This is a genomic window from Mycoplasmopsis adleri (assembly GCF_045276205.1).
GTDB lineage: Bacteria > Bacillota_I > Bacilli_A > Mycoplasmatales > Metamycoplasmataceae > Mycoplasmopsis > Mycoplasmopsis adleri.
The window spans coordinates 669,098-684,144 of sequence record NZ_CP174162.1 but is presented as its reverse complement, the minus strand read 5'-3'; the positions used below and the strand labels follow the sequence as shown (position 1 = coordinate 684,144).

Here is a 15,047-nt window from a genome sequence, read left to right as displayed (position 1 = left end):
AATGAATTTTACTCAAGAAATTAAAGACGAAATTGTTTCTAAAAAAAGATATTCTAATGAAGAAATTTATGAATTTTTAAGAGGTTTAGTTTATGCTAAAGGTATTATTGAAAATGATATAGTTTCTTTAAGAATTAATACATCAGAATTTAGAAACGTAGTAGTTAAATATTTTGAAAAAGTAAAAATTAATTTAACAGTTAAAAATTCACAACTCTCTTTTAATGTTTCAGAACTGCCACTAGAAGAAAAGTTTTTAAATCCATCGGCGTTTTATCAAGGCGTTTTTTTCGGTAGCGGATCAATTAGCAATCTTTCAAAAAGTTCATATCATTTACAAATTTGTTCAAATTATGAAAAATTTATTGATGTAATAATGAATAAATTAAATGAATATGATTTCAATTTTATTCGTTATGAAAGAAATTCAAAATATGTGATTTATATTAAAAAGTTTGAAAAAATCAGTGACTTTTTAAAAGCAATTAGTGTTTCTAATTCACTTTTTAAATTTATAGATAACACTATCAATAGAGATTTTAATAATAATATTAATAGATTAAATAATATTGATCTTTCGAATATTCAAAAATCGATTAATGCTAATAATAAACATATTAGTAATATTAAGTTCATTTATGATAAACGCCTAGAAAAACATTTTTCAAAAGAACAATTAAAAATGTTTGAAATTATTGTAAATAATCCTGAAGAAAGTTTAAATTCTCTTGTAAATATTTTTAATGAAAATAATGAAAAACCAATTACAAAAAGTGGTTTATACCATTGACTAACAAAGTTAAGTCAAATAGTAAAAAAGAATATTTAATTTTCTAATTCTACTATTTAATAGTGATTTTTGAAAAATCATATATCAATCTAAACATTATAATTTATCGATCTTAGAGCAATAATTAATTTTGTTATATGCTATTTTAATACACTTCGGTTTGTTTAATTTAGCGGCAAATATTAATCTGATAATTATTAATTCAAATAAATTCTTTAATGAAAAATTACCACCAATTTTAAATTAAAGTTAATGATTAATCATAATTATTCTATAATTAGAATATGTATTTTATATGTGGGTCAGAAAAGTTTTTAATTGAACAACAATTAGAAAATATTAAAAAAGAAAATTCAACTAAATTAGTTGAATCTTTTGACTTTTCAGAAGATAAAAATATCACTAGCTTATTACTCAGTTTAAATAGTCAACAACTTTTCAGTACTTCAAAAATTTATATTATTAATAGTCTTCCATATTTTGCAAAAGCACCTGCTAAAAGCGATCAAAGAGATGCGAATGAATTATTAGATCTTTTAAGAACAAACAATACAGATGTTTTCGTATTTGTGAATGAAGAAATTGACAATAAAACAAAAATTTCGAAAAACAAATTTACAGATGATTTTTTCAATCATAATCAACCTGTTGTTTTATATCAAGCATTGCCAGTTGATAATGCTTCATTATTTAGAATGGTACAAAACATGGTTAAAAAATATGATGCTGTTATCGAAGATGATGCTGTTAATTTACTTTTATTAAAAGTTTCTAATAATTTAAATATGCTCGAAAAAGAAGTGTTTAAACTAGCGCATGAAAATAAAAACATTACTTTACAAATGGTTGATAAAAGTGTCGAGTATGTTTATCAAGAGGATCCTTTCGGATTTATAAATTCATTTGAAAGTAATGATTTTGCCTTAATATGGCAAAAATATAAAGAAAAGATTTTTGAAGGTGCTGAAATTACAGGATTAATTGGACAACTTAGTCAAGTATTAATTTTGGCTCACCAAATTTATGCATATATTAAATGTAATAAATCAGTTGATGATTTATCAAAAGATTTAAATATTAATTCATACCGTATCAAAAAGATTTCATTTTTATTAAATAAACTTGGAATCATCAAAATCAAAAAAATGATTTTGCACTTAGCCGCAATTGATAAAATGATCAAAGATGGAACAATTGAAGATAAAGTTGCTTTTGAAAGATTTTTAATTAAATACTTTTATTAATACTTTTGTGTAAGCAACATACCCCAATTTACGATTAGATATATCTGCAAAAACAGATATATTTTATTTAAATTTAAAGTACTTTTCTTATATATTAGATAATTTGAATTATCAAGCGCTATTTTTCTAATACATCTATAAAAATGTATTTAATGCAAATGTTAGAATATTTATCGACCTGAAAAAGCACAAAAAATCTGCTTGGTTAGCAAGCAGAAATTTTAGATTGTTCATTTATTTTTTAGCTTCTTTAACTCTCTTACTTAATTCAAGAAGAATTAAATATCTAAAGTCAATAATGGTCATTGTTGAGTTAAAGTTTTTCATAAATGCGGCAATTGATTTACATTTATCTGGTTTATTTTCCACAGCAAATTTAGATAAGTTTTGTGGATTAACTTGACAAGTTACATCTGATGGATCGTATTTTAATAAGATATTATTATTAATTAATGCTGAAGTAAATTGTAATCTATGTTCAAGAATTGAATACAATGAATTTTCTATTATTGCACTTGTTTTATTTTCGTAAATAATCTTAGTTCATCTTTCAATATTTTCTTGAAATTCTTTGTATGAATGATTAATTTGACAAAAGTCTTTAATCATTTGTAAGAATTCTTCATGTTGGCTAGCATCATGCATTTTAATAATATTTTGATAGGTGTAGCTCATGTAATATGAAGCAAAAGCATTTGAAATAGTAATAGTATCAACTACTGTAGCAATTGTTTCAGCTGATAAGCGGTTAGTTTTAGAATATAAGAACATAAGATCGTTAATTGTATTAACTAATTTGTCATTAAATTCTTTTTGGTATCTATCTGTTTTATACATTCTAGAAAGTTTAAAAAGTTGTACATATTTCATACCTAATAATCAGTGTTCGTCAGGTATATTAATTCCTTTTGCTTTGCTTACAAAATCAATAGGAATTAATTTTAGGTTATAAAGTTCAATCTTTTTATCATGAAAATCGCCCTCGATTAATCATTTTGTATATTTTAAGTTTTTAATATCAATTAATGAGTTAGCAAAATTTTTGGTTGATGATTCACAACTTAATGGAATGAAGTCTAAATCATTGTTATCACGGTAGTAATCATCATATTTTAATTTTAAAGCACCACTGCCTTGTAAAACAAAACCATTTTTATTAGCTATTCTTAAAAGTTTCATAGTTTCTTTATGGTAAGGTGTACTCATATGGTTAAGTTTTGCTAATGAAGCATATCTCATTGTAACAATATAGAATGATCTTAAGTTATTAAAAGCTCTAAAAATATTGGTATCAATATATTTTGGAACTCTTAAGTGAGCGCAAGCTATTACAATCATTCAAAAACTAAAAGCCATTACAATTAATGGAACATAAAAATACTTAAAACCGTCATTTACAATCGTTAATCATATTTTATGACTATTGCTATCTGTAAAAATTTTATTTTTAAGAAAATGTTGCAACATTAAAATTGTAAAGAAAGCTGCACCTGCTAAAAATAAAAGCATAAAGAATAAAAGAGCAAAAATATCTCCAGCCTTTTTACTGTTTTTTATTTTGTAGCATTCTTGTTTAAATTTTTCAAACACGATATTCTCCTTAATTTTTTAATAAATAATTGTTATATTAATCATATATTTATAATTAAAATATATTAATAATATTTATATTAGTATGGAAATGCTTTTTAAAGCATTAAAAAGCTAAAAATTATTTTTTGTATTAAAATTAATATGCATTAGCTAACAGCTGCTTATTTAAAATAAGTAGAGGAAAGTCCGCGCTAGCACAATCTGCGATGATTGTAGTGTTCATGCTAGGTCCAATAAACCTAGGCTTAGACGACTAGTGCCACAGAGACGAGAATTGTGAAACGCGGTAAACTCCATGAGCTAGAAACCCAAATTTCGGTAGGGGAACTTTTTCAAGGGAATTGAACTAAGAAAAAGAATTAACTTATTGTTAATTAGATAAATTGTTAGCACCTATTTTATAGGCACAGAACGTGGCTTACAAATGCGAGATAGAATACGGTTCCGGCTGTATTCTATTTTTATTTTTGCTTTATAATTTGCCTTATTTGACTATTAAATAATTAAATATGGAAAAAATACATTGAAGAAAATATAGCTGAATTTTAAGTACTACATATGGTTGCTATGTATTTTTATTTGTTTAAAGAATTCAAGTTTATGATTAAATGAATTGAGCAAAATTTTATAGTTATGTATTCAAAAATAATTTATAAATTTAATTCGAAACTAAAAATTAGCTTGATCTAAATTTTGCGTAGTAACAAAAAACACCGGCAATTAATTTTTTAAAAAACAACAAATTTAATTAGATCATAAACCTTCTTATGGTGCTCAAACTCTATATATAGTAAGAGCATAAAATGATTAAAATTTTGACTTAATAACTCATTCAAAATAAAAACAATTCAGAACCAATTTGGATAACCGGCAAAATTATCTTAATCATTTAAATATACTTATTAATAAATATGGTAGTATTTAACTAATAGCACTTTAAATTGAAATGCATTTTTAGCGTAAAAAAAGTTTAGAGTTTTTGCTATTTAATTTGTATTTTTAATATATAATAAAAAAGTATTTTTTAACATTTACAAAAATACATTTTCAAATTAATTAAATTGAAGAAGGAGTTTATTATGAGACAAACTACAATCGTTAATCGCGATAAAGCTGATAAAAAGTGATATGTTGTAGATGCTGAAGGTCAAGTTTTAGGTCGTTTAGCAGCTTTTGTAGCTTCTGTTTTAAGAGGTAAAACAAAACCAACATTTACACCAAATGCAGACATGGGCGACTATGTAATCGTTATCAATGCTGAAAAAGCAATTTTAACCGCTAAAAAAGAAGAAAACAAAATTTACTACCACCACTCAGGATACCCTGGAGGTCTTAAACAAATTACAGCAGCTAAATTAAGAGCTAAAAAACCTACTGCTTTAGTAGAAAAAGCTATATACGGTATGATCCCACATACAAAATTAGGAAACAAACAACGTAAAAACTTATTTGTTGTTGCTGGTCCAGAACACCATTTCCAAGCACAAAAACCAGAAAGTTTAGAGGTAAGATAATATGGCTAACACAAAAAAAGACAAGAAAACTGTTGAATACCGCGGCTTAGGTCGTCGTAAATCATCTACAGCAAGAGTTATTTTAAGACCAGGTAAAGGGAAATTTACAATTAATCACAGAGAAGCTAAAGCTTACTTATTATCAGATTTATACATTCAAGATGCTGAACAACCATTAACAATCACAGAAACCAAAGGTACATTTGACATTACCGTTAATGTTAGAGGTGGTGGTTTAAGTGGTCAAGCTGGTGCTATCCGTTTAGGTATTGCTCGTGCTTTATTATTAGCTAACCCGGATTACAGAGCAAAACTTAAACCTGCTGGTATGTTAACTCGTGATGCACGTGTTGTTGAACGTAAGAAACCAGGTTTAAACAAAGCTCGTCGTGCTCGTCAATTCTCAAAACGTTAATTTGAAAAAATATTTTGATTTTTCAATCGCCTTGTTATAATAGTATAGGCGATTTACTCGCGAGCGTAGCTCAGCTGGTTAGAGCACACGACTGATAATCGTGAGGTCGATGGTTCAAGTCCATTCGTTCGCACCATTTATTCTGAAAAAGAATGCCAATTCTCCCTTAACGGAGAATTTTTTATTTGATTTTTTAGCTCATTTATGATCTATAAAAAAGTTAGGAAAATAATTAAAATTAAAATGATCAGGTAACCGCAATGACAGCAATTATTAAATAGTTTGTAATAGTTAAATTTATTTATATAATATTAAAGTTATGAAACAAGAAATTAAAAAAGTAAGAAAATTAATTATTCCATCAGCTGGCTGAGGCACTAGATTTTTACCAATGACTAAAATTGTTCATAAAGAACTTACTCCAATTTTAGATACACCATTAATTAATTATTTAGTAGATGAAGCTGTTGAATCTGGTATTGAAGAAATTTACATTATTATTAGTGAAAGAAAAAGAGATATTTTAAAATTCTTTGAAGTTAATGAACCTTTAGAAAAAGAATTAAATGATAAGTGTAAAATAACCTTATTACATAAAGTTCAAAAGACCAATCGTATTCATTTAGTAAAAACAGTTATTCAAACTAGTCAAAACGGTTTAGGACATGCATTAGCATGTGCTAAAGACTATATTAAAGATGAACCTTTTGCAATTATTTTAGGAGATGACTTAATTAAATCAAAAGTTCCAGCAACTAAGCAATTAGTCGAATTCTACAATAAAACAGGCGCAAACATCTTAGGTGTTCAAAGTGTACCTATGGATTATGTTCATAAATATGGTATTGTGAAACCATTAAAAGCAGAAGAAAAAAACCTTAAAGCATTTCAAATTGTTGGTGCTGTTGAAAAACCAAAAATGGAAGATGCCCCAAGCAATAAAGCAATTTTAGGTAGATATGTTTTCAATAGTGAAATCTTAGATATTCTAAGCAAAATTCCTTATGATGGTAAAAATGAAATCCAAGTAGTAGATGCTTTTGATGAATTAATGAATAAATATCATCAAGCTATTTATGCCTTTGAATTTGAAGGAACTAGATACGATTTAGGATCAATCGAAGGCTTTGTTAAAGCAAATATTGATTATGCTTTAGAAAATAATGAAATTAAAGACAAAATTTACGATTACATTAAAAGTAAAATAAACAAATAATATTGAAACAAATTAATCAGGTTGATCCTGATTTTTTGTTTAATTTCAAATATAAAATAATATGAATTAAAAGTAATTCTATAAAAATTGTTAAGAATAATAATTAACACACTTTTAAAAGTCTTGAAACTTAAATTAAAAATAATGCTTAATTTTTAGTAAGTATTAGAGCAAAAATAATACTAATCATAATTTATTAAAAAACCTATAAAACAGCCTAAAAAGAAAATTTGATAGCAGTTTTTTTAGCATGAAATATTTTAATTTTTTATTTTCATTTTACAATGTTTTGCTATAATAAATAAGCATTACAAGTTGAGTGGGGAAGTACTCAAGTTGGTGAAGAGGACGCATTGCTAACGCGTTAGAGGTGGCAACACCTGCGGAGGTTCGAACCCTCTCTTCCCCGCCATTTTTTTATTTCTTTTTTTGATGTCTAACCGAAAATAATTATTTATAATTGTTAAACTATGTTATTTAATTTTTAATTAAATAAAGAATAGGAGGTAAGATGACAGCGATAGAGGCTAAAAACTATACTGGTCTAAGTAGTGATCAAGCTCATGAAAATATGATTAAGTATGGTGAAAATACTTTATTAAAAAGAAAAAAGTTAAATCCTTTTATAGCTTATATTAAACAATTCGCTGATCCAATGGTTATCCTTTTAATAGTTGCGGCTGCAATTAGTTTTGGACTAGCCATTTATGAACATGTTGCAACAAAGACATTATCAACTAAAGTTATTGTAGGATATATTGAACCATGTATTATTCTCTTGGTTATTATCTTAAATAGTATGATAGGTGCTTACCAGGAGGTTAAAAGTGATCAAGCGGTCAGGGCACTGGAAAATTCATCCATTTCAAATGTAACTGTAAAACGTAATGATAAAATCATTACAATTCCTGCTAATAAATTAGTTCCTGGGGATTTAGTTTATTTAGCAGCAGGTGATACTATCAATGCTGATGGTAGAATTGTTGAAGCTTCAAACTTTTTTGTAGTTGAAGCAAGTTTAACTGGTGAAAGTACTCCAGTTGAAAAACACGCGAACTGAGATAAAGAATTAAGTAAAACATTAGCAGATAATACTAACTATGTTTACTCAGGAACATATGTAACTAATGGTAAAGCTACTTATATCGTTGAAGCAATTGGCGCTGAAACTGAAATAGGTAAAATTAATTCCTTAATTCAAAAACAAAAGAAAACAGAAACACCTTTACAAATCAAATTAAACAAATTAAGTAAATGATTTGGATATGCAGGTATTATTCTTTTATTTGTAAGTTTCATTGTACAAGTATTATTAAATAATCTTGATACAGGTATCTGAAATGTACCAGAGGTTTATACTGATGCCTTAGTAACCGGTATTTCATTAGCGGTAGCGGCAATACCTGAAGGATTAATTGCCTTTACGACAGTTATTCTTTCAATTGGTGTTTCAAAAATTAGTAAAGAAAATGGACTTGTTAAAAACTTATTAGCAGTCGAAACATTAGGTTCAGCATCAATTATCTGTACAGATAAAACTGGAACCTTAACTGAAAACAAAATGAAAGTTGTAGATGCTTATACAAACAATAAGTTCTTACACAAAATGAAAGATAATGATACTGATTTAATTGAATTAATTAAAGCAGCTTGTTATTGTAATGATGCTTTTATTTCATTTGAAAAGAATAAATTCAAAGAAATTGGTGATCCAACTGAAACCGGATTATTAAGATTTGGATATAAATATAATATTCGTAAAGAAGCATTATTAGAAAAACATAACATTCTTTCTTCACTACCATTTGATAGTGATAGAAAAATGATGTCAGTTCTTGTTGAATCACATAATCATAAAAGAATTATGATTACAAAAGGTGCTCCTGATATTGTTATAAATAAATGTAATAATATAGATAAAGAAGCCATTCTTAAAATTAACAATGACTGAGCAAGCAAATCATATCGTGTGTTAGCTTTTGCTTCAAAAGTTGTTAAAAAAGATGAAATATCATTTAGCGATGAGGATAACTTAGAATTTATCGGTTTAATTGCAATGATTGATCCACCTCGTGCGAATGTTAAAGAAAGTATTCTTGAAGCACAAAGAGCTGGTATTAAAGTTGTAATGATAACTGGGGATCATTTAGTAACCGCTAAAGCAATTGCTAAAGACTTAGACATCTACCATGAAGGTGATTTATGTGTAGAAGGCTCTGAGTTAAATAGCTGAAGCGATGAAGAATTAAAAGAAAAAGTTACACAAATATCAGTTTATGCTCGTGTAAATCCAAATGATAAATTAAGAATCGTTAAAGCATGACAAGCTCACAATAAAGTTGTAGCTATGACTGGTGATGGAGTTAATGATGCTCCAGCTCTTAAAGCTAGTGATATAGGTTGTGCAATGGGAATTACTGGAACTGATGTTTCTAAACAATCAGCCGACTTAATCTTAACTGATGATAACTTCAATACAATAGTTAAATCAGTCAAAAATGGTAGATTAGTTTTTGATAAAATCAGAACTGTTATTATGAACTTATTAGTAAGTTCAATTACTGAAGTATTAGTAATGCTTATTGGTATGTTTGCATTTAACTTCGCCTTTAAACAATATTATAAAACTTCAGAATATGGCTTTTACATCTTTAGTGCAGTTCAATTGTTATGAATTAACTTATTAACTCATGGACTTCCTGCTATAGCGCTTGGATTAGTCGATTCAGGCAAAGATTTTATGGCTCGTAAGCCATACCTTAAAAAAGAAAGTTTATTTGCAAGAGGAATGGGTATTGAATTAATTTGACAATCATGCGTTGTCAGTTTAGTATCACTTATTTCATATGCTGCTGGTGCATTATATTGTATTAATAGTAACAATCAAGTATTAATTGAAAATGTGCCTCAAATTGCTTCTTCATGTGCCTTTATAACAATGGGTCTTGCTACATCAATTAACTCAATTAATTTAATGAGTGATCAATCAATCTTTAAATCAAGTATGAAGAAATATTGACCAGTATGATTAGCTGCTTCATTTTCAGCTGTATCAATTATTTTTGTAGCATTTGTGCCTAAAGTTGCTGAAGTGTTCAAAATGTACAGTAATATCGTAAAAGAACAAAATGGTATTTTCTTATCATGATCAATTCCACTTGCATTAGTGCTTACTATTTGTTTTGAACTTAAAAAATTAATTTTAAATCTTAAACAAAAAAGAAATAATAAAATGGCAAAACCTAAAGTTGCTACAGCATAAAATTACTATTTTTAATTGCTCGTTAATGAGCAATTTTTTCCCGAGTTTCCAACTTTTACAATGTAATTTTTAACAACTCATCTGTTTGATGAGCTGTTTTTAATAATTTAAAATTTTAATTCATTTAAAATTCTTAAATATGTTTGATAATCTTGAATTGCTTGATTATTGTTGTCGTTAATAATATATTCTTCACTTTCAATTTTTCCGTCAATAATCTTGAATGTTTTGATTGTTTCTTTTATTACATCTTGTAATTTTTTGATTGTGATTTTTTCATCTACAACACCGAGTTCTTTCAAACCTTTGTTTAAATAATAAATAACAAAATTTAATAAAACAAGAGATAAGAAGCAAAGTACGAAATGACCTTCAATATGCTTTTCACTTCATACATAAATAGGTCTTACAGCTAAAGCACTTTTTAAAGCTCTAAAGTTTGATTCTATTTGTCATTGTTTTGAATATAAATTCACAATTTCTTCAGGTGATAAATCAAATCTAGAGGTTTCATAAGCATAATATCCGTCAAACTTTTCATCTTCGATAATTTTGTCATAGTTAAGTTTGTAATAACCTTTACCACCAACTTTTTCGAAGAATTTAAACTTCTTTTGACCGAACATTACTTGATCATGAACTAGTCCGTCTTTATCTTGTCTTTTAATAAAATTATCGATTAAAATTTGTCTATCATTTTTATCTTTTAATGCTCTTTTTTTACTATATGTTACTACCAATCTTCTCTTGTGTCCGTTTGCTCTTCTATTCTTTCAAAACGAATAAAAAGTAGTTTCTTTATATTTAAAATTATTGTCTCCAAAATAGCCGGATTCATCTATTGCAAAGGTCTTTCGGTCATTTGAAGCCGCTTTTAATCTATAAGATAAAATGTAATCAATATCGTTATCTTCTAAGAATCTTATGTTTCTATTTGTACTCATTCCTCTATCAGCAATGAGTGTTACTTTGTTTAATTCATATTGTGATTTTAAATCCAAAATAAAATTAATAAATGTTGATGCATCAGCAGTGTTCCCTTTGAATAATTTATAGTGAATTGGAATGCCGTTTTCATCTGTTGCTAAACCTAAAACAATTTGATCTTCTTTGAATTTTCCATCTTTAGAATAACCTGGATATCTCAATCCTTCTCTTACAAAACTTTCAAAATATACCGTTGAAGAGTCGTATCAAATAATATCTATTTTTCTATTTTTATCTTTGATCAATGTATCGTTAACACTCTTTAAAATGTTATTTTTATTTTCAGCTAAATAGTCTAAAGTATTATAAAATGTCGTCTTTTCAACTTCTAAATTTATATTGAATTTGTCTTTATTTTTAAAGGATGAAAGCATGCTACCCGGATTTACAATTCTATTTGAAATCATATATTTTAATAAATCATTTAAATACTTGGATTTTGATACTTTAGCATCTTTAAAAGGATTTAATTTTTCTAAGAAACTGTATAACAAATCATATCCATAATTGAACTGTTTTGTTTCAATTTTAACCTTGCTTATATCTAACTCTAATTGTCTAATTATCATATTTCTATCTCAATCAGTATTGTAGTTTTGAGATAGTTTTTTAATTTTTTCTACTGGATCAGAACAATATTTTTCTCATTTTTCAACTGTACCGATACCGATAGATTTCTTATAACCTTTGCCAAATCCTCCTGAAAGTGCTAAAGATAAGTAAGTAGAGTTCTTATTTTTTCTTGAAATTAATAGTCATTTGTCTTTTTTCATATCTTTATTATACCACAAATTACAATGTAATTATGTAAAAAAATAACTTTTTTTATTTATATATAAATAACACTGAAAAAAGTAATAAAAAAGAGCTCCAACTTGGAAACTCAGGAAATGGCAAAACCTAAAGTTGCTACAGCATAAAATTACTATTTTTAATTGCTCGTTAATGAGCAATTTTTTTATTACTTGTTTTGCTAATTATGCTATCAAACAAAGTAATAAATAAAATCAACACATTAATAGTGTTGATAATATTTTTAGAAATCTTTAGTTATATTAAATTAATGGTTTAAATTCTTCATGAACTTTTTTAAGTTATTAGCAACTTCTAATCATGTTTCCGGTTTATTAAAGTAACTAGATCTATCAAAAGCTAGCTTAGTTCTTCCTTCTGCTTTTTCACTATGGTTTTCAAGAGCTTTTTCATAATCTTCTTTTAGTTTTTATTATATATAAAAATTATTTTTAATAATTTTATTAGTACTGTGTGATTTTAATAAAACCAGAATATTTTTATAGAAAAATTAAAAGCACAATTTTGACTAAACTGCCTATAAAACAGAATAAAAAAAGACACCTTTGATTAAGATGTCTTAAATCATACAACTAGTTTGTATTAATAAGAATGAGAAGAAAGCACATAATTATTTGCTATATTGTTTGTAAACGTCTTTCATATTATCAGCAATAATGAATCAACCATCTTTTACTGTAAAATATCTATAGTCTCTGAAGTCAGGAAGTGGGGTAGCAGTTCCATTATTGCTTTTTATTCCACTTCTTGTATATCTAATAGCTTCATCATATGCCTTGTTAAACTCTTCTAATTTTTCAGGTTTGTTTTTTTCTATATCAAGTTGTAAGTTATCCATTTTATTTTTTCAATAAATTGCATAAGCTCAATACAATCCTTCTTGAGCACCAAAGTCAGACTTATCTCATGAATTTCATAAATAACCTAATGATGATGAGTCCTCAATGTTTAAAGCCATTTCATAATCAATTGGTTCATTTTTTTCTACTTTTTCCTTAAACTTCAAATATTTCTTTCTTAAAGGAAGAATTACTTTTGTATATAAAACCCTATTAGACATACGTTCTTCAAGAATAGGGAATCCGTAAGTCATAGAGTCATCTTCGTATCATTCTTTTATGTCATTCATAAGAGTTTCAAATTCTTGTTTTCAGTTTCTTACTACAATAATTTTATGCTCTTCTTTATATTTTGCTAAAGCGGTATCATATTCATCTGAAGCATCATTAACTATTTTTGCAAAGTCCATGTATACAGAATATTTATATGTAACTGACTTTGGTGTTCGTTCTGCATGAACTGCAAATTTTTCAACTATTGCTTTAAAATCTTTATAAAACTGTTGTTCAGTAACCTTAGTTAAATCATATTTATCTTTATCAATTTCAATCGATTCTTTGAGTTGAATGGTTGCTTTTTGTTGTGCAGTAATAAATTCATTTAAACCATCAAATGCTTTAGTATATTCAATAGTATTAGGCTCATTTAAGAATTCTTCAATATTTTTATTAGCAAAGGTATAGCTATTTAAAAATTGTAAAGGATTTTTAATACCATCAGTTATCATTTTTGAACCATTTTTGTATAGTTTTTTATAAGCATCAAATATATCCTCGAACTCTCCGTTACCCACAAAAGCTTCTCTTATAGTTCGTATGAAAGGGTTTTTACCACTAATATGCTTTTCTGTTTGCAAGCCATATTTGTATTCAAATATCTCTAAGAACTTTTCTAGTTTTGTACGTGCATTTTCTTTTGCTTCAAGAAAAAATGTATATTCGTTCTCAATATTTTCTTTAGAAGAAACAAACTTTGGACTATTAATTCTTTGATTGATTTGTTTTATTTTAAGAAGTAAATCGCTTATTGGTTTAGATCAATGATTGTCTAAATTTTCATATTTTTGTTTTAAGTAAGGGTCCTTTTCAATTATTTCAAAAGTATTAATATAATCAAAAACAATATACTTTAAATATCATAATGATTTTGTTGCTTCAAGTGTTTGAACTTCATTTTCAAGTTGATTTAAAACTTCAACTAGTTGTTTTACAGTAGCATTTTGATTTAAAATATATGATTTAGCAATTTTAAGATTATTTTCTAAAGAAGTTTTAGTTTCATTATATTGGTTATCATTTAAATTAGGAATAATTTGTTTTTCTACAATTGTTATATATCTAGATAATGCTTCAATTTCGACTCTCATTAATTGAACATATTCAACATCTTCTTTAATTTCATTTAATGATTTCTTTGCTTCTTCTGCTTGAACATTTTTTCGTTTATTAACGATAGTTAAACTATTTTCAATAGAAGTTTCTAGTTTATTTTTTAAGTTTGACAATTCGGCTTTATTAAACTTAGGCAAAATGTTATTTTTAACATCATTAATATAACGACTAAGAGATATAACATCAGGTTGAATGCTTCCTGCTATTTCTTTATCGAGAACAATTTTTTCACTTATTAACTTTTCAAGAGTGTTTATATCTTCTTTTGCGTTTTCGTCGGTATATTTTGTATTTAAAACACGATTTTGAATATCTTTTATAGTTTCACCCATCTTTGAATTAAAGGTTTCATATAAAGCATCATTTTTAATCGATTCATATGTTTCTTTCACTTCACCAAAGGTTTTTAAAAGTTCAGCAGATATATTTTTTAAGTAATCTAATAACTTAAGAATTTGTTTTAAATCATTTTCGGCTTTTGTTAATTCTTGTTCTGTTGGAGCAGGACTATTTAAAACTTTTTCAGCATTCTCAATTGGCTCGTCAAAAAATGAAGAATCTACTAAATTTAATGCTTTTGCTTTATCCTCAAGAGAGATTTTTTGGATTTGTTCAAAAAGATTAGATAATTCTTTTTTTGAATCGTCAGAATTAATAATGTCTTTAGATTCAGAATTATGAGTGTCATTAGTTACAACATTTGAGTTTTTATCACAACCAGCGGCAATAAATGGTAAAGATGTCGTGGAAACCAAAGCTAAATTTAATAGTAATTTTGTATATTTTTTCATATTTTTCTTCCTATCTTAAATAAAGATATGATTATTATACTAAAAAATAATTTTTATTTATTTACGTTTTTTGCCTATAAATTAGACTATAAATTCCAATTTTAAAAGTCCTAATTTTGCGTAAAATCAAAAATGTTACAAAAATTATAAATTATTACCAAGAAAAGCTTTAAAATCCTAAAAAAATTTAA

9 protein-coding genes, 2 tRNA genes and 1 other RNA gene are annotated in these 15,047 nt (G+C 26.4%); 9 read left to right on the top strand and 3 right to left on the bottom strand.

Features of this window, described 5'->3' with window-relative positions; translation table 4 throughout:
- Window position 1: 1 nt before the first annotated feature.
- Window positions 2-829 carry a DNA-binding protein WhiA gene (gene whiA / locus ACJA22_RS02910; RefSeq protein ID WP_406616779.1) on the top strand — a complete coding sequence of 276 codons (828 nt, stop codon included), beginning with the start codon at window positions 2-4 and terminating at the stop codon, window positions 827-829.
- Between the two features lie 245 nt (window positions 830-1,074).
- On the top strand, window positions 1,075-2,034 hold the full coding sequence (holA, locus tag ACJA22_RS02905) for a DNA polymerase III subunit delta (RefSeq protein WP_406616778.1): 960 nt from the start codon (window positions 1,075-1,077) through the stop codon (window positions 2,032-2,034).
- 234 nt (window positions 2,035-2,268) lie between these two features.
- Here holA and ACJA22_RS02900 read toward each other — a convergent pair whose 3' ends face one another.
- Window positions 2,269-3,624 carry an MAG4530 family protein gene (locus tag ACJA22_RS02900; protein ID WP_406616777.1) on the bottom strand — a complete coding sequence of 452 codons (1,356 nt, stop codon included), beginning with the start codon at window positions 3,622-3,624 and terminating at the stop codon, window positions 2,269-2,271.
- A 145-nt stretch (window positions 3,625-3,769) separates the two neighbouring features.
- Between ACJA22_RS02900 and rnpB the strand changes: the two genes are divergently transcribed.
- The 7 genes from rnpB (at window position 3,770) to ACJA22_RS02865 (ending at window position 10,034) form a co-directional block, all read left to right on the top strand.
- Window positions 3,770-4,053: RNase P RNA component class B (rnpB, locus tag ACJA22_RS02895), an RNA gene on the top strand.
- A 653-nt stretch (window positions 4,054-4,706) separates the two neighbouring features.
- The gene (gene rplM / locus ACJA22_RS02890) at window positions 4,707-5,141 is read left to right on the top strand and encodes a 50S ribosomal protein L13 (protein ID WP_406616776.1); all 435 of its coding nucleotides are present in this window, start codon (window positions 4,707-4,709) and stop codon (window positions 5,139-5,141) included.
- Window position 5,142: 1 nt separating this feature from the next.
- Window positions 5,143-5,556 carry a 30S ribosomal protein S9 gene (gene rpsI / locus ACJA22_RS02885; protein ID WP_406616775.1) on the top strand — a complete coding sequence of 138 codons (414 nt, stop codon included), beginning with the start codon at window positions 5,143-5,145 and terminating at the stop codon, window positions 5,554-5,556.
- A 59-nt stretch (window positions 5,557-5,615) separates the two neighbouring features.
- Window positions 5,616-5,692: transfer RNA gene (locus tag ACJA22_RS02880), tRNA-Ile, on the top strand.
- A gap of 183 nt (window positions 5,693-5,875) precedes the next feature.
- Window positions 5,876-6,772 carry a UTP--glucose-1-phosphate uridylyltransferase gene (locus tag ACJA22_RS02875; RefSeq protein WP_406616774.1) on the top strand — a complete coding sequence of 299 codons (897 nt, stop codon included), beginning with the start codon at window positions 5,876-5,878 and terminating at the stop codon, window positions 6,770-6,772.
- Window positions 6,773-7,093: 321 nt separating this feature from the next.
- Window positions 7,094-7,184: transfer RNA gene (locus tag ACJA22_RS02870), tRNA-Ser, on the top strand.
- A 99-nt stretch (window positions 7,185-7,283) separates the two neighbouring features.
- Window positions 7,284-10,034 (top strand): cation-translocating P-type ATPase, encoded by a 2,751-nt coding sequence (locus tag ACJA22_RS02865; RefSeq protein ID WP_406616773.1) that lies wholly within the window; start codon window positions 7,284-7,286, stop codon window positions 10,032-10,034.
- 107 nt (window positions 10,035-10,141) lie between these two features.
- Here the strand turns inward: ACJA22_RS02865 and ACJA22_RS02860 are convergent, their stop codons facing one another.
- Together ACJA22_RS02860 and ACJA22_RS02855 are read right to left on the bottom strand one after the other, a co-directional pair.
- Window positions 10,142-11,794 (bottom strand): IS1634 family transposase, encoded by a 1,653-nt coding sequence (locus tag ACJA22_RS02860; RefSeq protein ID WP_406616772.1) that lies wholly within the window; start codon window positions 11,792-11,794, stop codon window positions 10,142-10,144.
- A 650-nt stretch (window positions 11,795-12,444) separates the two neighbouring features.
- Window positions 12,445-14,856 carry a variable surface lipoprotein gene (locus ACJA22_RS02855; RefSeq protein WP_406616771.1) on the bottom strand — a complete coding sequence of 804 codons (2,412 nt, stop codon included), beginning with the start codon at window positions 14,854-14,856 and terminating at the stop codon, window positions 12,445-12,447.
- Window positions 14,857-15,047: the final 191 nt, after the last annotated feature.